The 24263-nt window shown below is 44.7% G+C and carries 17 protein-coding genes; 12 read left to right on the top strand and 5 right to left on the bottom strand.

Annotated features, from left to right (window positions below; genetic code table 11):
* Positions 1–41 precede the first annotated feature (41 nt).
* The 4 genes from AC2UZJ_RS01195 to AC2UZJ_RS01180 are packed head-to-tail and all read left to right on the top strand — an operon-like array spanning position 42 to position 3372.
* Positions 42–962 (top strand): branched-chain amino acid ABC transporter permease, encoded by a 921-nt coding sequence (locus AC2UZJ_RS01195; RefSeq protein ID WP_486948293.1) that lies wholly within the window; start codon positions 42–44, stop codon positions 960–962.
* A 1-nt stretch (position 963) separates the two neighbouring features.
* Positions 964–1908, top strand: coding sequence for a branched-chain amino acid ABC transporter permease (locus tag AC2UZJ_RS01190; protein ID WP_486948292.1), 945 nt, complete (start codon positions 964–966; stop codon positions 1906–1908).
* Positions 1895–2668, top strand: coding sequence for an ABC transporter ATP-binding protein (locus AC2UZJ_RS01185; protein WP_486948291.1), 774 nt, complete (start codon positions 1895–1897; stop codon positions 2666–2668). Before AC2UZJ_RS01190 ends, AC2UZJ_RS01185 begins: the two co-directional genes overlap by 14 nt.
* Positions 2665–3372, top strand: a complete 708-nt coding sequence (locus tag AC2UZJ_RS01180) for an ABC transporter ATP-binding protein (RefSeq protein ID WP_486948290.1) — start codon at positions 2665–2667, stop codon at positions 3370–3372. Before AC2UZJ_RS01185 ends, AC2UZJ_RS01180 begins: the two co-directional genes overlap by 4 nt.
* Here the strand turns inward: AC2UZJ_RS01180 and AC2UZJ_RS01175 are convergent.
* Positions 3357–4046: an epoxyqueuosine reductase QueH gene (locus AC2UZJ_RS01175; protein WP_486948289.1), complete on the bottom strand. Its 690-nt coding sequence runs from the start codon at positions 4044–4046 to the stop codon at positions 3357–3359. The two genes, AC2UZJ_RS01180 and AC2UZJ_RS01175, sit on opposite strands and share 16 nt — an antisense overlap.
* A 7-nt stretch (positions 4047–4053) precedes the next feature.
* Positions 4054–6807 (bottom strand): bifunctional [glutamate--ammonia ligase]-adenylyl-L-tyrosine phosphorylase/[glutamate--ammonia-ligase] adenylyltransferase, encoded by a 2754-nt coding sequence (gene glnE, locus AC2UZJ_RS01170; RefSeq protein WP_486948288.1) that lies wholly within the window; start codon positions 6805–6807, stop codon positions 4054–4056.
* A 36-nt stretch (positions 6808–6843) separates the two neighbouring features.
* On the opposite strand from glnE, the gene AC2UZJ_RS01165 reads away from it, so the two are divergent.
* Entirely contained in the window at positions 6844–10428 is a 3585-nt protein-coding gene (locus AC2UZJ_RS01165) for a YhdP family phospholipid transporter (RefSeq protein ID WP_486948287.1), read from the top strand.
* Positions 10429–10479: 51 nt separating this feature from the next.
* Here AC2UZJ_RS01165 and gdhA read toward each other — a convergent pair whose 3' ends face one another.
* The 3 genes from gdhA to trxA form a co-directional block, all read right to left on the bottom strand.
* Entirely contained in the window at positions 10480–11832 is a 1353-nt protein-coding gene (gdhA, locus tag AC2UZJ_RS01160) for an NADP-specific glutamate dehydrogenase (RefSeq protein WP_486948286.1), read from the bottom strand.
* An 81-nt stretch (positions 11833–11913) separates the two neighbouring features.
* Complete coding sequence (rho, locus tag AC2UZJ_RS01155) at positions 11914–13170, bottom strand: transcription termination factor Rho (protein WP_486948285.1); 1257 nt, start codon at positions 13168–13170, stop codon at positions 11914–11916.
* Between the two features lie 66 nt (positions 13171–13236).
* Positions 13237–13563, bottom strand: coding sequence for a thioredoxin TrxA (gene trxA / locus AC2UZJ_RS01150; protein ID WP_486948284.1), 327 nt, complete (start codon positions 13561–13563; stop codon positions 13237–13239).
* A 206-nt stretch (positions 13564–13769) separates the two neighbouring features.
* On the opposite strand from trxA, the gene AC2UZJ_RS01145 reads away from it, so the two are divergent.
* The 7 genes from AC2UZJ_RS01145 to AC2UZJ_RS01115 all read left to right on the top strand — a co-directional run bounded on the left by AC2UZJ_RS01145 (position 13770) and on the right by AC2UZJ_RS01115 (position 24248).
* The gene (locus tag AC2UZJ_RS01145; protein ID WP_486948283.1) at positions 13770–15731 is read left to right on the top strand and encodes a DNA topoisomerase IV subunit B; all 1962 of its coding nucleotides are present in this window, start codon (positions 13770–13772) and stop codon (positions 15729–15731) included.
* Between the two features lie 26 nt (positions 15732–15757).
* Positions 15758–18097, top strand: a complete 2340-nt coding sequence (gene parC, locus AC2UZJ_RS01140; protein ID WP_486948282.1) for a DNA topoisomerase IV subunit A — start codon at positions 15758–15760, stop codon at positions 18095–18097.
* 4 nt (positions 18098–18101) lie between these two features.
* On the top strand, positions 18102–19142 hold the full coding sequence (locus tag AC2UZJ_RS01135; protein WP_486948281.1) for a CDP-6-deoxy-delta-3,4-glucoseen reductase: 1041 nt from the start codon (positions 18102–18104) through the stop codon (positions 19140–19142).
* Positions 19143–19244: 102 nt separating this feature from the next.
* A complete protein-coding gene (locus AC2UZJ_RS01130; RefSeq protein WP_486948280.1) occupies positions 19245–20549 on the top strand; it encodes an extracellular solute-binding protein in 1305 nt (434 codons plus the stop codon).
* A gap of 114 nt (positions 20550–20663) precedes the next feature.
* The gene (locus AC2UZJ_RS01125) at positions 20664–21443 is read left to right on the top strand and encodes a TrbG/VirB9 family P-type conjugative transfer protein (RefSeq protein WP_486948279.1); all 780 of its coding nucleotides are present in this window, start codon (positions 20664–20666) and stop codon (positions 21441–21443) included.
* A 4-nt stretch (positions 21444–21447) separates the two neighbouring features.
* Complete coding sequence (locus tag AC2UZJ_RS01120; protein ID WP_486948278.1) at positions 21448–23034, top strand: type II secretion system protein GspD; 1587 nt, start codon at positions 21448–21450, stop codon at positions 23032–23034.
* Positions 23034–24248 carry a type IV pilus inner membrane component PilO gene (locus tag AC2UZJ_RS01115; RefSeq protein WP_486948277.1) on the top strand — a complete coding sequence of 405 codons (1215 nt, stop codon included), beginning with the start codon at positions 23034–23036 and terminating at the stop codon, positions 24246–24248. The genes AC2UZJ_RS01120 and AC2UZJ_RS01115 overlap by 1 nt, the downstream gene beginning before the upstream one ends.
* The last annotated feature ends 15 nt before the right edge of the window (positions 24249–24263 follow it).

Below are 24263 nucleotides of genomic sequence, written 5' to 3'. Positions count from 1 at the left end.
AACACAAAATTCACAATTATAAACAAAAGGTACTTAACAGGATGTCGCTCATTCTTATTTCAGAGCAGCTGTTAAATGGTTTACAGTTTGGTTTGATGTTGTTTTTGATTGCTGCAGGGCTAACTTTGGTCTTTGGCATCATGGATATCATGAACTTGGCACATGGCTCCCTCTATATGGGGGGAGCGTATGTGGCCGCTGAAACCATGCAACGCACAGGCTCATTTACATTGGCAGTATTAGTTGCAGTGGGTGTGACTGCAGTAGTGGGTATTATTTTAGAACTGCTTTTGATGCGTAGATTAGTGGTACGAGATCACTTAGCTCAAGTTTTAGGTACTTATGCAGTGATTTTAATCTCTAATGATCTAGTGAAAATGATATGGGGCCCAGCGCCCATGATGCTCAATATGCCTGCAGCTTTGTCCGGCCCTATTGAGATTTTGCCCGGTTTTTTATATCCCGCCTTTAGATTAATGATTATTGCGGTGGGTTTAGTAATGGCTGTGGCTTTATACGCCTTTGTTACCCGTACGCGTGCGGGTGTACTCGTACGAGCCGGGGCCTCCAACCGTCAAATGGCTACCCTCATGGGTGTGCGAGTTCCTATTTTGTTCTTAGGTATTTTTACGCTAGGAGCTGCATTGGCTGCATTGGCGGGGGCTATGTTAGGGCCCATTAATGCTGTGCAAATAGGCATGGGTGAAGACATACTTATTTTAGTCTTGGTGTGTATCGTTATAGGCGGGATTGGTTCTATACGTGGGGCTTTTGTGGGCGCTTTGTTAGTCGGTATGGTAGATACCGCTGGTAGAGCTTTTTTACCCACTTTACTACGTACGGTATTTCCCGCTGATGTGGCCTCTAGCGTAGGGCCCACTATAGCGGCAATGTCTATTTACTTATTGATGGCGGTGATACTAGTGGTTAAGCCGGCCGGACTTTTCCCAGCACGAGGCTAACATGACCAGAACACGTATTTTAGTGGGCTTGGCCCTATTAGCTCTTATTGCTTTTCCGTTAATTGCGCCGATGTTTGGTTTTGAGTTTTACATCTCCTTTGTGCGTCGCATTCTTATTTTTGCTTTAGCTGCTAGTGCTTTAAACCTAGTATTAGGTTATGGCGGTTTAGTAGCTTTAGGGCATGCAGCGTTCTTTGGAGCAGGCGCCTATGCGGTAGGCATAATGGCTGATTTTGAAATCTACTCCGCCTTTATTGTGTGGCCTTTAGCGATGGTGCTTTCGGCTTTATTGGCTTTTGTAACGGGTGCTATCTCTTTACGTACCCGAGGGGTGTATTTCATTATGATCACCCTAGCTTTTGCACAAATGATTTATTACCTCTTTATCTCTTTACGTCAGTACGGGGGGGAGGACGGTATGAATTTATATGAGCATTCATCTCTACCGTTCTTAGATTTAGGCAGTGACTTGCAGTTTTATTATGTGGTGCTGTTTGTAGTGGTAGTGGCCTTTTTATTCTTTAAAAAAATTATTGAATCTAGATTTGGTCACGCTCTGATGGGTTCCCGAGAAAACGCGAGTCGTATGCAAGCCTTGGGCTATCCGGTGTATGGCATTCAGTTAATGGCCTACAGCATGAGTGGTGGTTTGATGGGTTTAGCGGGTGCCTTATTGGCTAATCATAACCTTTTCGTTTCCCCCAGTTTGATGCACTGGACACAGTCTGCTGACTTGCTCATTATGGTGTTAGTAGGGGGTATGGGGTTAATGTTTGGGGGGGTAGCTGGTGCAGCGGTGATGTTGGTACTCGAAGAGGTATTACGTAGCTGGACTGAGTTCTGGCACTTGCCGCTAGGTATTTTGCTTCTCATTGTAGTGTTTGCTGCGCCTAAAGGCCTAGCAGCTTTGTTTGATAAAAAGAAGGCGGTCTATGACAACAGCTAAGGTGGTTTTTAAATCCCAAGATTTGCATAAGCGGTTTGGTGCTCTGCATGCCACCAATGGTGTGTCTATAGAGTTGCTAGAGGGAGAAATACACGGTCTTATTGGCCCGAATGGTGCAGGTAAGTCTACTTTAATTCATCTTTTAGCAGGTACTTTAAAACCGGATAGTGGGCAATTGTTTTTAAAAGGCAATAATATTACGGCCTTAAAAGCGCATCAACGTGTAGCGGCGGGTTTAGCTAGATCTTTTCAAGTGACTAATATTTTTAGTCAGTACACTGTACTAGAAAATTTAATCTTAGCTGTGCAGGCGGCATCGGGCAGTAGTTACCGTTTTTGGCGAGCGCGTGATAGTGAAACTGAGCTTATAGTAAAAGCAAAACAATTGGCTGAAGAGTGCGCCATAGACCGTAGTTTGTGGTCTGTGCAGGCTTGTAATTTACCTCATGGCGAGCAACGCAAGATTGAGTTTGCTTTGTCTTTAGCTGCTAATCCTAGTGTGATGTTTCTTGATGAGCCTATGGCGGGTATGGGGCCTGATGAAAGCCTGCGCCTTACAGAGCTCATTGAGTCATTACGCGGTAAGGCAGCTATGTTGTTAGTGGAGCATGATATGCAGGCCGTCTTTAGGTTAGCCGATCGCATTACTGTGCTTGTCTCAGGTAAAGTGATTGCATCAGGTACTACTGAAGAAATACGCAATAACCCAGATGTTAAAAATGCGTATTTAGGTGATGAAGAGACGGAGGCAGCGGCATGATATTACAAACTCAGCAGCTTGAAGGAGGTTATGGTGCTAGCCAAGTGTTGTTTGGTGTGGATTTAGGCATTAAAGCAGGGCAAGTGGTCACGGTTTTAGGCCGTAATGGTATGGGTAAAAGCACACTTTTAAAGACTATCTTGGGTATGCTGCCCATAAAGGGGGGCTCGGTGCAGTTTGATGGTCAGCAGATTAATGGTTGGTCATCAGATAAAATAGCGCGTGCAGGCATTGCTATTGTGCCAGAGGGGCGCCACTGCTTCCCTAATCTTACGGTTAAAGAGCATTTAACTGCTTTCGTGGCTAATCGTAATCCTGATAGTCAACATAAATGGACGCCTGAAAAAGTCTTTGAATTTTTTCCGCGTTTACGCGAGCGTCAAAATAATATGGGAAATCAGCTCTCAGGTGGCGAGCAGCAAATGTTAGCGATTGGGCGGGCTTTAGTTACAAATCCTAAACTACTCATATTAGACGAGGCCTCAGAAGGCTTAGCACCCAAAATTCGTGAAGAGATTTGGCAATGTTTGGATATATTAAGAGCGCAAGGGCAAACTATTCTTATTATTGATAAATACGTTATACGCCTCATGAAGCTAGCAGACCACCACATTATTTTAGAAAAAGGTGTGGTGGTTTGGCAGGGTGACTCAGAGGCGTTAGGGGCTGATCGCAGCTTATGGGAGCGTTATTTAGGCGTTTGATTTTTTAGCGTGTGAGTATCATTTAAACCATAAAATTTAACGCCAAACTCAATACGCTTACGGCCATTGGCCATGCGCCAATTGTTAGTATCACGCAAAGAGTAAACACAGCCACAGTATTCTTGCTGGTAAAAGTTTTCTTCTTTGCTGATCTCTAACATACGCTGTGAGCCCCCGCCTTTACGCCAATTATACGTCCAGTAAGTCATACCTGGGTAACGGGCGGCGGCGCGCTCACCGCTGGCATTAATTTGTTTTAAGTCTTTCCAGCGTGAAATCGCCAAACAGCTAGTAATGGTTTCAAAGCCATTTTCGTAAGCATATAAAGCAGTACGCTCAAAGCGCATATCAAAACACTCTGTGCATCGAATACCGCGTTCTGGTTCATGCTCCATACCTTTTACGCGTTTAAACCAGTTTTCAGTATCGTAGTCGGCATCCACAAAAGGGATGTTGTGTTTTTCAGCAAAACGAATATTTTCTTCTTTACGAATTTCGTATTCACGGATGGGGTGAATATTTGGGTTATAGAAAAAAATGGTGTACTCAATGCCTGAGGCGGCAATGGCTTCCATGACTTCGCCAGAGCAAGGCGCACAGCAAGAGTGCAGTAGTAGTTTTTTGCTGTTATTAGGAGCAGTTAATACAGGGCGAGTAGAAGTCGAGTTTGTCATAGCAAAATTAAATCATTACGGCGTGCCATAAAGCTAATACGGCATCTCGTTGGGTTTGGACTTGGGCTGTAGGTAGACGTGCTACGGTGGCACCCTGCAGGCGTAAGTTGTGTTGATAACGTCTAAAGAGTCTATAGGCACGGATGGCCTCATCGCTAAGCGTGGGCGGTATGAGCTGCTGTTTAGCTGCAATCCCTAATAAAGCGATATTACCCAAATTATTTAATAAAGCAGGGTGTTTATGAGCATAACATAGCACAAGATATTGTGTAATAAACTCAATATCTACCATGCCACCTCTATCGTGTTTGATATCAAATAAATCACTGGAGTTTGGGTGAGCAGCCGCAATTTTTTCACGCATGGCAATGACTTCTTTTTTAAAGAGATGAGGTTCACGTTTCTGTAACAGAATGTCTTGGCGCACCTTCTCAAAACGGGCTCCTATTTGTGTATCACCAGCTACAAAACGAGCGCGTGTAATGGCTTGATGTTCCCAGCTCCAGGCGTGCTGGCTTTGATATTTCTCAAAACCCTCTATAGAAACCGCAATGAGTCCAGCATCACCATCAGGGCGTAAGCGCATATCCACTTCGTACATGCGCCCCGAAGAGGTTAATGTGGTAAGCCAAGAGACCATGCGTCTGCCTAAACGCACATAGCGCTCTACAGCGGCTTGATCAGGATCATCGTATAAAAAAACCAAATCCAAATCGGAAGCGTAACCCAATTCTTTACCGCCTAATTTACCATAAGCCACCACGGCAAAATGGGGTTCTGGGAGGCTGGATCCGCTATGTTTAGGGTTAGCTAAAGGCCAAGTTCTGTGAATAGTTTCTGCTAAGAGCATATCGGCCAAGGCCGAGAGTTGATCAGCTAAGGTTTCAACGGTAAGTTGACCTTCTAAATCTTGGGCTAATAATTGAAAGCTAACTTGATGCTGCAAATCGCGCATCAAATTCATTTGGTTTTCTATGTCGGCTTGGCCATTTGCGAGTAAACAAGCATCTAACTCAATGTGAAGTTGCTCGGCTAGCGCTTCAAAATCAGGCGTTTCCATAAGGGATTGCCATTCAATTAAACTATCGAGAACCAACGGATATTGGCTTAAATAGTGGGTAGCCCAAGGGCTGGCTCCTGCCATTTTAGTCAAACGCTCTATAGTGACCGGATACTCTAATAATAAAGCAAGGTAGGCGCTACGGCTGGCAATTTGCTCAATAATGGCATGAGTGCGTTTATTAGTTTCTATAGGGTCATCATTGTGTAATGCGGCTTCTCTAAATAAAGGTAAAAGCTTTTTCAGACGTTCTAAACTATGAGTTGGTAGACGTTGTATACGGCTGCTACTAATTAATTGCTGGCTTTGTTCTTCGAGCACATCGGTTGTCACTGTTTCGGTGGTCTGAGAGCTTATGGGAGTGATAGGGGGAGCGACAGTGGTAAGAGAGGAGGTCTTTTTTTCCACCCCTGCAAGTCTAAAAGCATCTTGAAATGTTTGCTGTACACACTCTCTATGAGTCGTGAGCTCTGCGCTGAAGTTTGTGCTTGTCATGCCCATGGCATCGGCCAAGGCGGCGTAAGTGTTTGCCTCGGTGGGAAGCAGATGGGTTTGTTCATCATTGTGATATTGTAAAAAATGCTCCGTGCGGCGTAAAAACTCATAAGCTTTTAATAATGCGTGTGCTAGGCTTTCATCCATTAAATCGGCTTGCACCTGGGCTTGTACGGCAGCATGAAGATTTTGTTGTTGCAAAGAAGGCCAGCGTCCACCGCGTATGAGCTGATTAAGTTGCACTACAAATTCAATTTCACGAATACCCCCATCGCCCAACTTGATATTGTGTTTACTTTCCAAGCTATCTTTGGCAATGACTTTACGATGCCAGTCTTGGCGTATGCGTTCACGCAGTTCCCGTAAGGCTGCAAGTGCATCAAAATCGAAGTATTTTCTATAAACAAAAGGGATACGCAAGTTTTCTATGCGCTCTTGAGCGGCTTGTGGTTGGCTATGTTCATGGCTTTTTAAATCTAGAGCTCTACCTTTAATCCACGCATAACGTTCCCATTCACGACCTTGTTGCAAAAAGTAATTTTCTAAAGCTTTTAAGCTCCAAGATAAGGGACCCACATCACCATCGGGACGTAAACGTAAATCGGTTCTAAATACCTGACCAAAAGCATTGGTTTGCGACAAAATAGGCAGCATACGCTGTGTAAGGCGACCAAAGTATTCGTGATGGCTGCGGGGGCGTGGGCCTGTGGTTTCGCCATCCTCGGGATACAGCGTAATTAAGTCTATGTCTGAGGAGACGTTGAGCTCACAACCTCCCCATTTCCCCATTGCAATAATTAGCATTTCTAGTGGGGCTCCGGTGGTAGGATCGAGAGGCGCACCATGTGCGCTAGCCATTGTTCTACTGATAAGTTCGTAAGCTTTGCTCACACTCAAATCTGCTAAATAACTCATGGCAGAGCCAACTTCGGCTAAACTTGATCGTTGACTTACATCGCGCAACATTAAGGTGAAAAACACCCTACGCCGTAATAGACGTAATTGCTGCTTTAGAAACTCTTCGGCTTGTGATGGGTTTTGCTTATTTTGAGCCTGTATGGGTCTAAGTTCGGTAAACCAGCGCTGAATTGTATTGGCATTGAGCTCGCTTTTGCTGTGTTCTTGAAGCCATTCAGCAAAATCCGGAGTGGCTGAAAGTTGTCTGCGCAAGGCTCCAGACCATTTGACTGTGCTTTTAAGATCCATGATTACTATGCAGATAAAACCTAAAAAAGATAAAAGATGAAGCCGTTACTCCGTTGGCTAGGACGCGCCGTTCTCGTGCTGTATATACTTGTAGTCATTGTAGTGCTAGGAATACGCTATTGGCTATTACCAACCATTGATCAGTGGCGTGTGCCCCTTGAGCAAGCGTTAAGTGTGGCCACAGACAGTGAAGTACAAATTGGTAAACTGAGCGCGCAATGGCAAGGCGTAGTGCCGCAATTACAAATAGAGGATTTACGTCTTCAAAACCGACAAAAAGAAGGGCTGCAGTCGCAACAGTTATATATTCCTTCTATCGTGGCACGTTTAAAGTGGCAAAGTTGGTGGAGTCGCCAATTCGCCTTCTCTTACTTACGTATTGAAGGGTTGCGTTTGGATTTATGGCGTGATGCAGAGCAAAAAATTCATTTAACTGAGCAGTCAAGTGAAGGGAGCGATAATACCGAAATAAGCCGTGGTTTTATCAGTTGGTTAGAGCTACAAGAACGTATAGAACTTAAAAATGCTCAGTTAGTGTGGCATGATCAAATCCGTCGAAGTGCACCCTTAAAAATAAATCACGTGAATGGAGTGATGCAGTTTAGTCACACGGCATTACATGTGGATTTAGCCGCCTCTTTACAGGCTGAATTAGAACAAAGTGTGCAATTACGGGGTGAGTTTACGCGAGCTGGCATAAAGCAGCACCAATTAGAGGGCATGGTATATGCCCAATTTAATGGACTTAGTCCGGCTGTTTGGCGTCAATGGATGGATTTACCCATAGAGCTCAATCAGGCTACCTTAGACACTCAATTTTGGTTGCAGTTGCAACACAGTCAAATCCATCACCTGAGTATGGATACCCGCATCTACAACGGCGTTTGGCAATTAGCAGACGGAGCTCAGATGAAAGCACGCTCTTTTCGTGTGTTTGCAGCAGCCCCTTGGCAAGACTTTAAAGTTTTTGCGGATAAAACACCCTTAGGTGAACGTTTGCAGTCAGGAGCCTTCAAGCTTGAGGTAACTGGCAAGCAGCTCGTTTTACAGAATTCCTCGCTATTTGCTGCTGATATGCATGTTGATGAGTTGAGCCTTATGGCAGAACGCCAAACAGCGGACCAAGAAGGCAGCATTCAAATACAACAACTGATGGTTAAAAACAATGATGTACAAGCGCAGCTTCATGGCTCTTGGACACCTAAAGGTATGGATTTATCTTTAGGGCAGTTTGACTTGTTCGGTTCGTTGAATGATGTGCAAATCAATCGCTTATATAGTTATATGCCTATGCCTGATATTACGGTTGATGTAGTGGAGTGGCTAGAACATGCTTTAGTAAAAGGGGTAGTTCCCGAGGCCACACTACGCCTCAAAGGAAACTGGCAGGACTTTCCTTATAAGAAAAGTCAAGGTGGTTTGTTTTACATAGGGGGGGCTTTTACAGATGTGGATATTGATTATTATCTACCGAATCCGGGGGAAATGGGCTGGCCTAAACTTGAAAAAGCTAGTGGGGACTTACTACTACGCGACAATGGCCTGTGGATTCGTAACGCTCATGCTGTGTTAAAGCCAAATGGTAAAGATGCTGTTCAAGCAAAACACATTGAAGTCCATATTGAGAATCTGGATGCTGATGAGCCCATATTAACTGTACAAGGACAAACTGCAGGCGCAGCTCAAGCGTATTTAGGCTTAATGTCGCATACAGATTTAGGCGCTTTACTAGATCATACGTTTACTCACAGTACGGCTACTGGGCAGTGGCAAGTGCCTTTGGATTTGCGTATTAATCTAGAAAATGAAGATGATATTGAAGTTAAAGGTAGTATTGATTTTGCAGATAATACGGTACAGCTTTTCCCTTTTTTACCTCCATTAGACGGGGTTACGGGACGTTTGCATTTTAGTGAGCAGGGGGCTCGTGCCGAAGAGCTCAAGGCGCATTGGTTAGGTGGTGTTGTAGTTATACAAGACGAAGTGGGGCCAGCTGGAAAAATGTTGAATTTGCGGGGTCAAGCGCAGCTTAATGCCTTGCGCAAACACACAGATATAGCGGTGATTGACGCTTATTTAACAGGTGACTTTGCCTATCAATTACAAGTGGGCTTTGATGCTAAAGATCAGTTTTATGCTCAAGGCAACACAGACTTAAAAGGTGTGCAGTCTACTTTACCGCTGCCTTTGACTAAGTCGGCGGAAACGGTCATGCCTCTAAAGTTTATTTGGCAAGCGCATGATGTCAATGTGCATCAGTTGCAATTGCAATTAGATAATAAGCTGCAAATGCAATTAATAGAAAATAAAGCAAATAGCCGGTTGTTTAGTCATGGCAGTTTAAGTTGGCAGCAACCACTCCCCCAGTTACCAACGGAAAAAAAAGGTTTTGTCATCGATATACAACAAGATAATTTAGATATTGATGCGTGGCGAGAAGTGCAGAGCACCTTGAAAGGTACAACTACCGTCAAGGTTGAAAGTACCTCCATGCTGCAAGATTTAAGGCAATTCCGTCTCAAATCGAATCAGGCCATATTGTTTAACCACTCTCTGGGGGCGCTTACCTATACTATGCATCAAAATGAAGTGCATAAGTGGCGCGCTGATATTAGCGCCACGCCAGTGGCAGGGACGGTACAGTGGCAAGCAGATGCTAAGGGTGACGTACTCGGAGAGGTAGTGGCAAAGCTACAACGTGTGCACTGGGCCCCCACTAAACTCCACACCGATTTCTATAGTGAAGATGTGATGGAGGTGGGGGATTTTGAATTAGACCTACCTGATTTAATGCTGACTATAGAAGATTTACGTTGGCAGCAATGGCAATTAGGTGCTCTACAGTTAGAAGGCGTAAAACAAGCAGAGGCCGCAGGCGGTTGGCAGATTCCTCATTTATCACTACAAACCCCACATGGAGATGTGAATGCTACAGGAGTATTACAGCAAAGCGGAATAGAACGCGGTCTAACGTTAACCGCTCAAGCGCAAAGTGAGCAGGCAGGTGAGCTGCTGAAGTACATAGGAATCAAAGAGGTGTTAGCGGAAGGTAGGGGTTCCGTACACTCAAAAGTACAATGGTTGAATTTCCCATGGAGCACCAAATTAGATACTTTAGACGCCACCATAGATTTAGACCTTTATGAAGGTCGCATTGATCAAATTAATTCACGCGCGGCCAAAGTGTTAGAGTTTTTATCTTTGCAATCGTTATCACGTTTGTCGCGTTTGGATTTTGATATACGCGGATTGTTAAAAGACGGTTTTCCCTTTGATGATATGAAAGGACGCGTGGACTTAAAACAGCAACGTTTAAGCACCAATAACTTTAGAGTGGTGGGTCCGGCAGGTACTATTGTGATTGAAGGGGATACGGATATTGACTCCGAGCAACTAGATTTGCGGGCTTTAGTAGTACCCAATGTAGATATGAGTGGAGCAGCCATTGCCGCCGGCATTGCCTTAAACCCTGTGGTGGGCATAGGCGCTTTTGTTACACAGCTATTGTTTAAAGACCCCTTAGCCAAAGCCATGACAGTACAATACCAGCTAAAAGGTTCGTGGGATCAGTTTGAGACCAACGAGGTTAAACTAAAACCCACAGAACCTGAGCTTCATTGACATCTTCCTCGCCCTAAGCAACGAGGTTTTCCGCGCATTTTGGTAAAATAATTAGTACACACCTTGTGCCAACATAGCATTAGCCACTTTTACAAAACCAGCAATATTTGCACCTTCTACGTAATTAATAGATTTGTCCGTCTGTTGGCCATATTGCATACAGCTTTCATGAATACGCACCATAATTTTCTGTAATTGACTGTCCACATCATGGGCAGGCCACTGCAAGCGCTGTGCACCTTGACACATTTCTAAGCCCGAAACGGCCACGCCCCCTGCATTGCTAGCCTTGCCGGGGGCATAGAGTATTTTTGCCTTCTCTAAGGCTTCTATGGCAGCCAGGGTGGTTGGCATATTGGCGCCTTCAGCCACACAGAGCACCCCATTAGCAATCAGTTGTTTGGCATCATTGAGATCTAATTCATTTTGTACTGCACAAGGTAAGGCAATATCCACTGGTATATGCCAAGGCCTTTCGCCAGCAAAAAACGTCGCCTTAGTGAGTGCGGCGTAATCTTGCAAAGAACCCCGTTGTTGGTTTTTGTATTCCATGAGCAAGGCTAACTTTTCCGAAGTAAACCCCGCCTCATCATAGAGCGTACCGGTGGAGTCAGACATAGTCAGAACTTTAGCCCCTAGCTCTAGGCATTTTTGCACAGCGTACTGCGCTACATTACCGGCGCCAGAAACAGAAACACGCATGCCTTCTAAGCTTTTGTTTTCTTTTGCCAGCATTTCAGAAACAAAGTAAATCAAGCCGTAGCCCGTGGCTTCAGGGCGTATAAAACTGCCACCAAAATCAAAACCTTTGCCGGTCAATACACACTCTGCGGAGTGTGTAAGTTTTTTCATCATGCCCGCCATATAGCCCACTTCCCGGCCTCCTACGCCTATATCACCAGCGGGCACATCAATATTGGCACCAATGTGATGGTACAGCTCAGTAATGAAAGCTTGGCAAAAACGCATGATCTCTAAGTCGGTTTTACCTTTAGGGTCAAAGTCAGCACCGCCTTTACCACCGCCCATGGGTAGCGTAGTGAGGGCATTTTTAAAGGTTTGTTCAAAGGCTAAAAACTTGAGAATCGATTGATTGACTGAAGGGTGAAAGCGCATACCGCCTTTATAGGGGCCTATAGCATTATTATGCTGCACCCTAAAACCTCTATTAACCTGAACCTTGCCTTTATCATCTACCCACGTGATACGAAATTGAAAAATACGATCGGGCTCAGCTAGACGCTCTAAGAGTCCCATTTCCGCATATTCAGGATGTTTTTCTATAAAAGGCCACAGGCTTTGATAGACTTCTTGAGTGGCTTGGAGAAATTCTGCCTGTTGGGGGTCACGTTGCTGCAAATGCTGAAGAAACTGTGTAAGGGTGAGGGTAGTAGAGGATTTCATGTGTAGATCCTGTGTAGAAAATAAATAAGCCTCTATATCACTTCATAGAGGCTTATTTATATTATGTACTATTTTTTTGAATTATTTTTTCATCATCTCGAAAAATTCATCATTATTTTTCGTAGCGCGGATTTTATCGAGAATGAAATCCATGGCATCCACCTCATCCATATCATGGATAAACTTGCGTAATACCCATATTTTTTGAAGTAGTTCAGGTTTAATTAATAACTCCTCACGGCGCGTGCTGGTTTTGTTCAGATTAATAGCGGGATACATGCGTTTTTCAGCTAAACGACGTTCTAAGTGAATTTCAGAGTTACCAGTACCTTTGAACTCTTCGTAAATCACTTCATCCATGCGGCTGCCTGTTTCTATGAGAGCGGTGCCAATAATGGTTAACGAGCCACCTTCTTCAAGATTGCGAGCGGCCCCAAAAAAGCGTTTAGGACGCTGTAGAGCATTGGCATCTACCCCACCTGTTAGTACCTTACCAGAGGAGGGCACTACGGTGTTATAAGCCCGAGCGAGCCTAGTGATGGAATCTAATAAAATGACCACATCTTTTTTAAGCTCCACTAAGCGCTTGGCTTTTTCAATCACCATTTCAGCGACTTGTACGTGGCGCGTAGCAGGCTCATCAAAAGTAGAGGCTACCACTTCACCGCGTACCGTACGCTGCATTTCTGTAACTTCTTCAGGGCGCTCATCTACCAACAACACGATAAGAATGGCATCCGGGTTATTAGTGGTAATAGCTTGCGCCATGTGCTGCATCATGACGGTTTTACCCGATTTTGGGCTGGCTACAATCAGAGCACGTTGACCTTTACCTATGGGCGCAAAGATGTCCAGTATGCGTCCGGTAATGTTTTCTTCGCTTTTAATATCACGCTCTAAGCGCATGGGTTGATTAGGGTGCAGGGGCGTGAGGTTTTCAAACATAATTCTATGTTTGATTTTCTCGGGCTGCATGCCATTCACTTTATCGACTTTAACTAAAGCAAAGTAACGCTCACCGTCTTTAGGGGTGCGAACTTCACCTTCAATGGAATCTCCAGTGTGTAAGTTAAAGCGCCGAATTTGTGAAGGGGAGATATAAATATCATCGGTGCTAGCAAGGTAGGAGGTTTCGGGCGAGCGTAAAAAGCCAAAACCATCAGGCAATACTTCAAGTACGCCATCACCAAAAATTTGTTCGCCTTGTTTAGCGCGTTTTTTCATAATAGCAAACATCAATTCTTGTTTGCGCAGGCGACTAGCGTTGTCGATGTCGAGGCTTGCAGCCATTTCTAGCAGCTGCGAGACGTGCAGAGCTTTTAGTTCGTTGAGGTGCATGAGATGAAAAGAAGGGAATCAGCCAACGGCGGCGAGCCAAGAGTAGGCTCGCGCGGAAATTGTGGTTTATAAGGAGGAGTCAAGAAACTCTTGTAATTGTGTTTTAGATAGCGCACCAACTTTAGTTTCAGTAGGCTGACCATCTTTAAACAACATAAGTGTAGGTATACCACGAATACCGAATTTAGCAGCGGTTTCAGGGTTTTCATCTACGTTAAGTTTGGCTACTGTAACACGATCACCGTATTGTTCAGCAATTTCTTCTAGTATGGGTGCTATAGCTTTACATGGGCCACACCAAGCTGCCCAGTAATCAACCAATACGGGTTGGCCTGACTGTAAGACGTCTTCGGCAAAAGACGCGTCGGATACGTTTTTAATTTTTTGGCTCATGATGTTGTTTTATCTATAAAAAAATAAATGAATAAATACACTATACGAGATGGCGAGGACATAGCACAAACTGGCAGGGGCTTTGTTGTGCTTTATCTACAGCATGCCATTACGCACAATTACAATTTTAGTGTTTGAAATTAGGAGTTTGAGCGTAGAGTTCGTAAAATAGAGCTTTTAGCGATTGATAACGATGAGATTAGAGAGTGTCTAAATCCAATTACGATGAATCATCAATTCGGGTACTAAAAGGCCTAGAGCCAGTACGCCAGCGTCCGGGAATGTATACCCGCACTGATAACCCTTTGCATATTATACAAGAGGTTATTGATAATGCAGCCGATGAAGCGCTTGCGAATTACGCCAAGCAAATAACCGTCACCTTACACAAAGACAAAAGTATCTCTGTTATGGACGATGGCCGCGGTATCCCTGTGGGTATGCACCCTGAAGAAAATGCACCTGTAGTAGAGCTAGTTTTTACCCGCTTACATGCGGGCGGTAAGTTCGATAAAAAAGAAGGAGGAGCGTATGCTTTTTCCGGGGGCTTGCACGGCGTAGGCGTTTCTGTGACGAATGCCTTGTCTACACGTTTAGAAGTACAGGTATGGCGTCAGGGTGAAATTCATCAAATCACTTTTGCAGATGGCAATCTGTTAGAACCGTTGCACATAGCGGGTACAGCAGCTAAGCGCAGAACAGGTACCTCAGTAAGAGCGTGGCCAGATACCCAATATTTTGATAGCGATGTTATTCCTTTAGCTGACTTAAAACATGCTTTACGTAGCAAAGCGGTTTTGTTAGGGGGTACAACCATCACATTAATCAATGAAAAAACGAATGAGAAAATTGATTGGTGTTATGAGTCTGGTTTAAGCGGTTATTTACAAGAGGCCTTATATGATCAAGAGTTAGTTATTCCTCTGTTTTTAGGGGTCCAGTTTGCCACGGCAGAAGATGAAAATTACGCACAGGGGGAAGGAGCAGAATGGGTCGTAGGGTGGACACTTGATGGTCCAGTAGTACGTGAATCCTTTGTTAACCTCATTTCCACCTCAGCTGGTGGTACGCATGAGGCCGGTTTACGTGATGGCTTGTATCAAGCCGTTAAAAGCTTTGCTGAGCTTCATAGTTTGTTGCCTAAAGGGTTGCGCTTATTGCCAGAGGATGTGTTTTCTCGTGTGAGTTTTGTGCTTTCAGCAAAGATTTTAGATCCGCAGTTTCAAGGACAAATTAAAGAGCGTTTAAATAGCCGTGATGCGGTGCGTATGATTAGCACCTTTGTGCGCAATGCCCTAGAGCTACATTTAAATGCAGAAGTGGATGCCGGTAAAAAGCTCGCTGATTTAGTGATTCGCCATGCCCAAGCTCGTGTGCGCTCTACCCAACGAGTAGAAAAGCGTAAAAGCTCAGGGGTAGCGGTGCTACCGGGTAAATTAACGGACTGTGAATCGCATGATGTCAGTCGTACTGAGCTTTTCTTGGTGGAAGGTGATTCTGCAGGTGGTTCCGCTAAAATGGGTAGAGATAAGTCTTTTCAGGCTATTTTACCGTTGCGTGGTAAGGTGCTGAACTCATGGGAAGTGGATCAAGACCGGTTGTTTGCAAACCAAGAAATTCATGACATATCGGTTGCCATAGGTGTAGATCCGCATACCATACATGACATGCCGGATTTGTCTGCTTTACGTTATGGCAAGATTTGTATTTTGTCTGATGCCGATGTGGATGGTTCGCATATTCAAGTTTTATTATTAACTTTATTTTTTCGTCATTTCCCTGCATTGATCCAAGCGGGTCACATTTTTGTTGCTCGCCCACCGTTATTTAGGCTAGATGTGCCTGCGGTAGCTAAGCGCCCAGCACGTAAGGTGTACTGCTTGGACCAAGCTGAGCTGGAAATCGCTATAGATAAATTACGTAAAGAAAAAGTACGAGAAGATACGTGGTCTATTAGCCGTTTTAAAGGTCTAGGTGAAATGAGTGCCGAGCAGCTATGGGACACCACCATGAATCCTGATACTCGACGTTTAATGCCTGTTTTATATGGGCGTTTAGGGGTAGAGGGCACAAAAGATATGTTTAATATGTTGATGGCACGAGGCGAAGCAGCACAACGGCGCCAGTGGTTAGAGATTAAAGGTAACTTAGCCGACGTAGACATTTGATTTACTTTTTACTGCAGGAAATAACAATGCAATCTCATTTGTTTGCATCGGGTGTCCAAGAGGCATCCGCTATAACAGACCCGACTGATGATGACGTCATCACCTTAGGGCAATATGCAGAACAGGCCTATTTAGACTATGCTGTTTCAGTTGTTAAAGGGCGTGCTTTACCTGATGTGACAGACGGTCAAAAACCGGTACAGCGTCGTATTTTATATGCCATGAACGCCATGGGCTTAGCGGCTGGTGCTAAACCGGTTAAATCGGCACGTGTGGTGGGTGATGTGTTAGGTAAATATCACCCACACGGTGATCAGGCAGCTTATGACGCTATGGTACGTATGGCGCAAAGTTTTGTACTGCGGTATCCCCTAGTAGAAGGTCAAGGAAACTTTGGTTCTAGAGATGGTGATAATGCAGCAGCTATGCGCTATACCGAGGCGCGTTTAACGCCATTTGCTAATTTACTATTAGGTGAGTTAAACGAAGGTACGGTGGATTTTGAAGCCAACTACGACGGTTCTCAAAAAGAACCGGTGCTGTTACCAGCGCGTTTACCTATTGCTTTGCTTAATGGCGCCTCAGGTATTGCGGTAGGGATGGCTACTGAAATACCACCGCATAATTTGGGCGAAGTGGCTGCCGCTTGTATTGCGCTACTAGAGGATCCTAATGTTGAGGATGCTGCGCTTTATGATTGCATACAAGGGCCTGATTTTCCGGGGGGCGGGCAGATTATTTCTTCTGCTTCTGAAATTCAGCAAGTATATAGTCAGGGTAGAGGCTCCATTAAAGTACGAGCACGTTGGGAAATTGAAGAGCTAGCACGTGGGCAGTGGCAATTAGTAGTCAATGAGTTACCGCCGGGCGCGTCCACACAAAAAATACTCGAAGAGATCGAAGAAAAAACTAATCCGCGTATACGCGCTGGCCGTAAAGTACTTACGGCAGAGCAGCAGCAGACGCGTGCCTTATTGCTTGGTCTATTGGATACGGTACGAGATGAATCCGGTAAGGATGACCCTATCCGTTTGGTGTTTGAACCTAAGTCTAGTCGCATCGATAGGGGTGAGTTCATTACTACTTTACTCGCGCAAACCAGTATGGAGGGTAACGTAAGTCTAAACTTAGTAAGTATTGGTATAGATGGTCGTCCTGGGCAACGTACTTTGCGGCAAATGCTGGAAGAGTGGTTGGTTTTTAGAGCAGAAACGGTACGTAAACGTAGTCAGTTTCGTTTAGATAAGGTAAATGATCGTATTCATGTGCTCGAAGGGCGTATGACCGTCTATTTAGATGTGGATGCGGTCATACAAACTATTCGTGATGCGGATGAGCCTAAAGAGGCCATCATGGAGCGCTTTATTCTGTCTGAGCGTCAGGCAGAAGACATTTTAGAAATGCGCCTACGCCAGTTAGCACGTTTAGAAGGTTTTAAAATTGAGCAAGAGTTAGTCAAGCAGCGCAAAGAGCAAGCCGCATTAGAAAGACTGCTTAAAAGTAAAGCCGCCTTTAAGCGCTTACTCATAAAAGAAATAGAAAGCGATACTAAACAGTTCGCCGATGCACGTCGTACGTTAATTCAAGAGGCTGAGCGTGCCATCTTAGAAAGCCGTGTCGTGGATGAACCCATAACTATTATTATGTCGCAACAAGGCTGGCTACGCAGACGCCAAGGTCATGGCCATGACGCTCAACAAATCCATTTCAAAAGTGGGGACAGTTATTACGACGCTCGGGAATGTCGTAGTACTGATGAGCTTATTGCTTTAGGGGATGATGGCCGCGTTTATACTGTACCTGCAGCTGATTTACCTTCAGCGCGTGGCGATGGCCAACCTATTACGGCTTTAGCTGAAATTAATAGCGGTACCACTGTTAGCCATTTGGTGGCGGGCGCACCCCAACAAAAACTGTTGTTAGGGGCCCAAAGCGGCTATGGTTTTATCACCCAGCTTAAAGACATGTCTACACGTCAACGAGCAGGTAAGCAATTTATAAGACTAACGGATCAAGACACTTTGCTAAAACCTTGCTATGTGGATCCTACGCATACCTTATTGGCTCTATTAAGCGCTAAAGGGCGTTTTTTAGTCATAGAACTCTCCGAGCTGCGTGAGCTAAGCGGTGGTGGGCGTGGTACAAAATTAATGGATTTAGATGAGGGTGATACGCTCAGTCAATGGGCTACCAGTAGTGAAGTGGGGTTTGTGATCTCTGGCATCAACAGACGTCGTCAAATTGATTGGGAGCTTAAAGGCAGCCTTTTAGAAAACTACAAAGGCAGACGTGCGCGTAAAGGTAAAGCGCTGGAACGTAAAATAACCCAAGCCGTATTAACGGCGGCAATTATAGAAGTGGAATAAGAAAATGAGTTTTAAAGTTGTTGTGGAACCATCAGGCTTAAGCTTTGAAGTAGAGCCTGGCCAAAATGTCCTGGATGCAGCGCTTGCCGCTGATGTGATGTTGCCTTATAGCTGCAGAGGGGGTGGTTGCTCTACGTGTAAAGGTAAGGTGTTAACGGGTGAGTATGAGGCAGGTGAAGCACCTGAGCATATTTTAGAGCAGCATGAGTTAGAAGAAGGCTACACTTTAATGTGCCAAGCCTGTCCTACATCAGATATGCGGATTGAGTCACCACAAGCTCGTTTAGTCACAGACATTCAAGTGCGCAAGATGCCCGCTAGAGTGATACAGATGGATGCTTTAACGGATGATGTGATGCGTTTGGTGTTACAACTGCCAGCAAGTCAGCCGGTAAATTATTATGCCGGCCATTACATAGATGTAATTCTAAAAGATGGCCGTAAGCGCAGTTACTCTATGGCAAATCCCCCTCATGAAAACAACCAGATTGAATTGCATATTCGTCATTTGCCTGGTGGTGCCTTTACTGATTATGTGTTTGGTGCTACAGAGCCTGCCATGAAAGAGCGGGCTATGCTACGTACTGAAGGGCCCATGGGTTCTTTCTTTTTACGAGAAGAGAGTAATAAACCATTGGTTTTCTTAGCCAGTGGCACGGGATTTGCGCCCATTAAGGCGATTATTGAACATATGCAAGCACAGAACATACAGCGTGAAATTCATTTTTATTGGGGCGGACGTAGACCCAAAGATATTTATATGATGGAGCAAGCCGAGCAGTGGGCCCAAACCTTGCCTAACTTTAGTTTTGTACCAGTGGTATCAGATGCTTTAGCCGAAGACAGCTGGACGGGACGCACCGGTTTTGTGCATCACGCCGTGATGGAAGATCTGCCAGATTTGTCTGGTTTTGAGGTGTATGCGTGTGGAGCACCTGCCATGGTTGAAAATGCACAGCGAGATTTTGTAGCGCAGTGTGGCTTAGATGAGGCGGTATTTTACGCCGATGCCTTTACTTCAGAAGCAGACCTTGCAGCCACTTAAAAAAGTGCGTCAACTTGTGATAAATCTCGTAGTACAACGATAAACCGTTGTACTATAGTGCATAATTTCATAATTAAATTCCATTTTTTACATGAAGGGCTTATGAATACATCCTCTTTATTGACGCCTAAACGTGTAGGGCGCACCTTATTAGCCACATTAGCTGGGGTGGCATTTTCATCTACCGCTTGGTCAGCCACGGATATTCAAGTTTGGTATAGCCTTAACAATCATAATAAACAAGTATTTGAGGAACTGGTTAAGGCGTTTAATAAAGAAAATAAAGAAGGAGTACGTGTACAAGCGCGTGCCTTTGATAGCAATGAAGACTTAGATGCTACCTTAAGTTTAACGCCCGATAAAGAACGTCCAAATATTGTGCAGCTGCCGGAGGTGTCAGGTTTAGATGATGTAGCTACACGTCCTTATGTCTGGCCTCTAAATCAGGCTTTAGCCAAAGATCCCATTAAAAATGTGAAATGGTTTTTGCCAGCTGATAATAATTTCATGCATAACAGCAAAGGACAATTAGTTGCCTTGCCTTTTATGGCAGAAATTCCTGTGATGTATTACAACATTGAGGCATTTAAAAAAGCTGGCTTAAAACCTGAGCAACCCTCTAGATCATGGTATGAGCTACAGGATCAGCTAGTGACTATTGCCAATAACGGCACGCGTTATTGTCCTCTAACCTCAGACCAGCCCGTTTCTATTAATTTAGAAAACTTAGCCGCTGTAAACAAACAGTTTTATCCCGGTACAGGTAAAGGCGCCCCTGCTGGGTTTGACTTTGACATCATGTATATTCGCCATTTATCTACTATGATTAGTTGGGTGCGTAGCGAAATTATGGTGCATCCTTCCATGGGCCCTCAGTCCCCTAAGCGGTTTGCGAATGGTGAATGTGCGGTCTTTTTGTCTAATTCAGGCAATTTAGGCGATTTCGAATCACATAAAAAACTGGATTTTGCGGTCAGTGGTATTCCTTACTACCCTCAAATCACAAAAACTCCTGGTAACCCCTTTGTAAGTGGGTCGGGTTTATGGCTTACTAAAGGACATAGCGCTGAGCAAGATAAGGCCAGTGTGGCATTTATGAGTTGGTTAGCTCAAACCAATAATGCCGCTAAATGGTATCAGCAGACGGGTTTTTTACCTTTAACGCATGAGGCTTTTAATGCGACTGATGCAGGATACTATAAGCATCTAGGCCAGTGGCGAGATTTAGTGGCGGTGTATGGTCAAAAGCCTGAAAGTACAACACGTGGTTTTAAGGTAAATAATTATCATCAAATCCGCGCAGTTTTTAATAACACCTTAACCCGAGCCTTAGAAGGTAATCAGCCCGCGGTGACGGCGCTTAAAACTGCAGCTACGGAAGCGAATAAATTGATGCAACAAAAATAACATAGCCTTCGTAGGATAAAAAAATCCGCGTATAAATACAATCTAGGCAGACCTGCCTAATACCTGCAAGATAGCACTCAGATGGATTGAGTGCTATTTTTTTTGGAGGTAGGCATGGGAAAAGCATTATTGCTGGCAACGGCGTTAAGTTTATTACTGAGTGGGTGTGAGCATACGCATTCCTGGGCACAGACATTTTCATTTATGCGTACTCATCAAGAAAGTGCTGAACAGTTTGATTTTAATTGGCGTTTATCGGGAGCGCGTGAAGTGGCGCCCTTACAGATCTTTAGTACAAATGATCAGCTGTGGTTACAGTTTGAGGTAGCTCAAGCAATTCCTGCTATTTTCGCAGTAGATAAAGGTCGTCAAATTCCTCTCAGTTATAAACACGCTGAGCCCTATGTAGTGATTAAGGGCAATTGGCATGAGCTACTTTTTAGAGGAGCTGCCTTAGAAGCTAAAGCGTTCTATCAGGCGCCTATTTTATCTTCTGCCTTGCAAACGCCTTTAAATACAGAAGAAGCCTTAGAAGAAGAATTAATTGAAGTCATCCCTGAGTCAGTCCAAAGCTTTGCCTTGGAGCTCAATGAACTGAAATATGGTGTAGCACCTGATGATGGCACGATGCGCCAAGCTTTAAAACGTTGGGCACAGCGTGAAGGCTGGGTGTTTAATGATCAACATTGGGAAGTTGAAATAGATTTGCCCATTGTGTCCTCGGCTTTATTTAGTGCTGATTTCAATGATGCTGTAACCCAACTGATGCGCAGTACGGCCTTAGGTGCTAGACCTTTGCAGGCGTGTTTATATAGCAATAAAGTGATGCGGGTGATTCCATTAGCACAGCATTGTGACCCGGCGGCTGCCACTTCTTATCTATCGCAAGGCTAGTGCTATGGCTTATCGATTATTGCTTGTTTTGGTGTGCACATTGAATTTAGGGGCTTGTCAGCTGACGGATCAAATTTTGCAAATGCGCGAGGGCTATAAACAAGAAGTACAAAAAACAACACAAATTCAACAGCATTTTGCTGAACGCACAACAAACCCAGCCCGTATACCGGTTCAAGAAATAGCACAGCCTTGGGTAGTGGGTGGAGCTCTGCCTTTGGCTAAAGAAGTGCGCTTACCTCCTGCCTTACAGGCGAGTGTGGCCACTACGCTCATGTTTCAAGGTCAAGGGTTATTGTTAGATGAAATTGCCGAGCGAATTACTCTTGCCACTCAAATTCCCGTGCGGGTGCAGCCAGAGGCCTTATTAGCAGCAGAAGCCTTTTTACCCAGAGCTAACGCAGACAGTAGTTCAATAATTAATACGCAACTTAATCAAAGACGGCTGCGTTTAGCCGGTCCACCGGAAGCGTTGTCTAAAAGTTTAGATAAAATCAGTGCTTTTTTTGATGTGTATTGGCGGTATGAAGGCGAATTCCTTGATTTTTATAAAATAGAAACACGCTCCTTCCAAGTACGAGCCTTGTCTTTAGAGGCTTCTAGTCACGCCAGCGTAGGCAGCACTCCCAAAGAGGCTCAAGGAGGTTTTGAGAGTCAATCGGGTACACAGTTACAACAAAAAGTCAGTGATGAATTAGGTAATTTAAAAGAGCGTTTGTCATTGTTTATGACACAAGCGGGACGCGTGGTGGCACAGGCAGGTGGCAGCAATACCATCGTGGTGAGTGATACGCCTTATGTATTAGAGCAAATAGAACGCTTTATTCAGCGGGAAAATCAAGCCCTAACTCGGCGCGTGCGTTTAGTGTTTGAAGAGGTGACTTTGGCCGCAAGTAGCCAAGCTGAGCTAAATCTGGACTGGAATATTATCTTTAATAGCGCCCGGGTGGCAGCATCAGCGACTATAGGAGGTATAGGAAGTACTGCGCTGCAGCAAGTAGGAGCCACCATTCAACAAGGGCCATTTAGCCAGACTGAAGCTTTTATGAAAGCTATAGGTGAGGTAGCAAAAGTAGTACGTAGACACAGCATGCCTGTAATGAGTTTGAATCGTCGTCCTGTTACCCACGCCTTACGTACCACATTTAGTTATGTAGATAAGGTAGAAACCACTCCTTATACCTCGGGTACGGGTATTACCACTAATGCAGTCAGTTTAAGTCAAAAAGAAGAAACAGTAGGCTCGGTGTTGACCTTAGTTCCTGATATACAAGATGACGGACAGGTGCTGTTGTCAGTGGCGTACGACAACACCATTGCTCAACCCTTAAAAAGCCTAACAGTAGGTAGCTCTGAGCAAGGTATGCAGGTACAGCAAGTCACCATTGAGGGCTCGGGAACAGTACAACAGGTATTGTTACGCCCTGGTCAGCCTTTGGTTATCTCTGGTTTTGATCGTAATGAACAAGAAAGCAACGAGCGCCGTTTAAACCCGGGTATGCCTTTGTTTTTTGGGGGCGGCAACAGTATTAAGCAACAGCATTTACGCACCTTAATCATTATCACCGCACAAGTTGAGGAGGGGTTTTAATGTTGCAGGAGAAAATCTATGACTTTGGGTCTCAGCATCTGATTTTTGGCTTGAAATGGCAGCCTATATCTGGCCAAGTTAAGCCTCAGCACATTAAGCTAGTTACGAAACGCCAAAAAGCTAAATCATGGGTGATAGCGGGTCAGACTTTTATGAGTTTAGGCTTGTCTTATAGTTGCAGACCTAATAAGACGCCCATTTATGCTGCGGCAGTGTGCTATGCCTTTTTATATCCTAAGGGCTGGCATGCCAGCATTTATCAACTCAATGAAGGCTTGTATTGGTTAGCAGTGGTGCATGAGGGCACACCCATGAGTTTGGGTGATGTGTTGTTTGATGATGAAAAAGCCGCGCAAGCGGCATTACATTCTTTGGCGCAACAGTACCCTGAGCTCTCTTACGCTGAGCAAGTGAGTGCTTTAGCAGACTTTCTCGCTTTGATTGCTACCCATGCTTTACAAAAAGCGACTTTGCATCCAGTAAGAACCCTATCTTGGCGCCCTTTATTTCTATTTTGCGTCGCTTTAGGGGCATTGTATTGGTGGCGAATTGAACCTACTCCTGTGGCGGTAGCCGCTGAGCCAAAGGTGGATCCTTATTTGCTGGTTTGGCAGCAAAAAAAACTACAAACTAATGGCAAAGATGCCCTAAGGCAACTACTTTTAAGTTGGGAGAAAATCCCTTTACAGTTACAGGATTGGCAGTTGCAACGAGTTAATTGTGAGGTGAGAAAGGCAGCTGAGCACTGGGCATGTCAGGTGCACTATGGTGCCATGAATCATCAAGCAACTGCCATGCAAATCGAGTCACTACTTCCAGAAAACTGGCAAATCAAAGAAGTCACTATGCAGTCGGTTGTATTAGAAAATCGCATTGATTTTCTCAGTGCTAGAGGTGGATGGCGTAGTGCTGAACAAGTGCGTTTGCAGTTGTTAAGTCAGTTGCAGCCTATACGCCCAGCTTTTAACACGTTGACCCTAGCTGAGCCGGCTATGGTGGTCTCAACCATTCCAGCGCAGAGTCAATATACGCCTATTTTCTCTCAAGTTTTACGTTTTGAGGGGCCTTTACGTTCTTTGCCATTATTGGTGGATTTAGACGAGGCGCTGCATTGGCAGCAGGTGTCTTTAACGCATCAACCACAGCGCCAAGCCTCATTAAAAAGCAGTGCTTTACAAGCCAGTGTGCGGGGGGTGATTTATGTACGAGATTAAGCCATATAGGCAACA

It is taken from the genome of Paenalcaligenes sp. DL 309 (genome assembly GCF_057475285.1).
Note: the sequence above shows the minus strand (reverse complement) of the source record. Positions and strands in the feature narration are given on the sequence as shown.

Excerpts from the sequence above, each read along its gene's own strand:
- AC2UZJ_RS01120 (WP_486948278.1), top strand. The coding sequence starts at position 21,448 with ATGGCTTATCGATTATTGCTTGTTTTGGTGTGCACATTGAATTTAGGG.
- AC2UZJ_RS01175 (WP_486948289.1), bottom strand. The coding sequence starts at position 4,046 with ATGACAAACTCGACTTCTACTCGCCCTGTATTAACTGCTCCTAATAAC.
- AC2UZJ_RS01115 (WP_486948277.1), top strand. The coding sequence starts at position 23,034 with ATGTTGCAGGAGAAAATCTATGACTTTGGGTCTCAGCATCTGATTTTT.
- AC2UZJ_RS01195 (WP_486948293.1), top strand. The coding sequence starts at position 42 with ATGTCGCTCATTCTTATTTCAGAGCAGCTGTTAAATGGTTTACAGTTT.
- AC2UZJ_RS01165 (WP_486948287.1), top strand. The coding sequence starts at position 6,844 with ATGAAGCCGTTACTCCGTTGGCTAGGACGCGCCGTTCTCGTGCTGTAT.
- AC2UZJ_RS01130 (WP_486948280.1), top strand. The coding sequence starts at position 19,245 with ATGAATACATCCTCTTTATTGACGCCTAAACGTGTAGGGCGCACCTTA.
- glnE (WP_486948288.1), bottom strand. The coding sequence starts at position 6,807 with ATGGATCTTAAAAGCACAGTCAAATGGTCTGGAGCCTTGCGCAGACAA.
- AC2UZJ_RS01135 (WP_486948281.1), top strand. The coding sequence starts at position 18,102 with ATGAGTTTTAAAGTTGTTGTGGAACCATCAGGCTTAAGCTTTGAAGTA.
- AC2UZJ_RS01190 (WP_486948292.1), top strand. The coding sequence starts at position 964 with ATGACCAGAACACGTATTTTAGTGGGCTTGGCCCTATTAGCTCTTATT.
- AC2UZJ_RS01185 (WP_486948291.1), top strand. The coding sequence starts at position 1,895 with ATGACAACAGCTAAGGTGGTTTTTAAATCCCAAGATTTGCATAAGCGG.
- gdhA (WP_486948286.1), bottom strand. The coding sequence starts at position 11,832 with ATGAAATCCTCTACTACCCTCACCCTTACACAGTTTCTTCAGCATTTG.
- AC2UZJ_RS01125 (WP_486948279.1), top strand. The coding sequence starts at position 20,664 with ATGGGAAAAGCATTATTGCTGGCAACGGCGTTAAGTTTATTACTGAGT.
- rho (WP_486948285.1), bottom strand. The coding sequence starts at position 13,170 with ATGCACCTCAACGAACTAAAAGCTCTGCACGTCTCGCAGCTGCTAGAA.
- trxA (WP_486948284.1), bottom strand. The coding sequence starts at position 13,563 with ATGAGCCAAAAAATTAAAAACGTATCCGACGCGTCTTTTGCCGAAGAC.
- AC2UZJ_RS01180 (WP_486948290.1), top strand. The coding sequence starts at position 2,665 with ATGATATTACAAACTCAGCAGCTTGAAGGAGGTTATGGTGCTAGCCAA.
- parC (WP_486948282.1), top strand. The coding sequence starts at position 15,758 with ATGCAATCTCATTTGTTTGCATCGGGTGTCCAAGAGGCATCCGCTATA.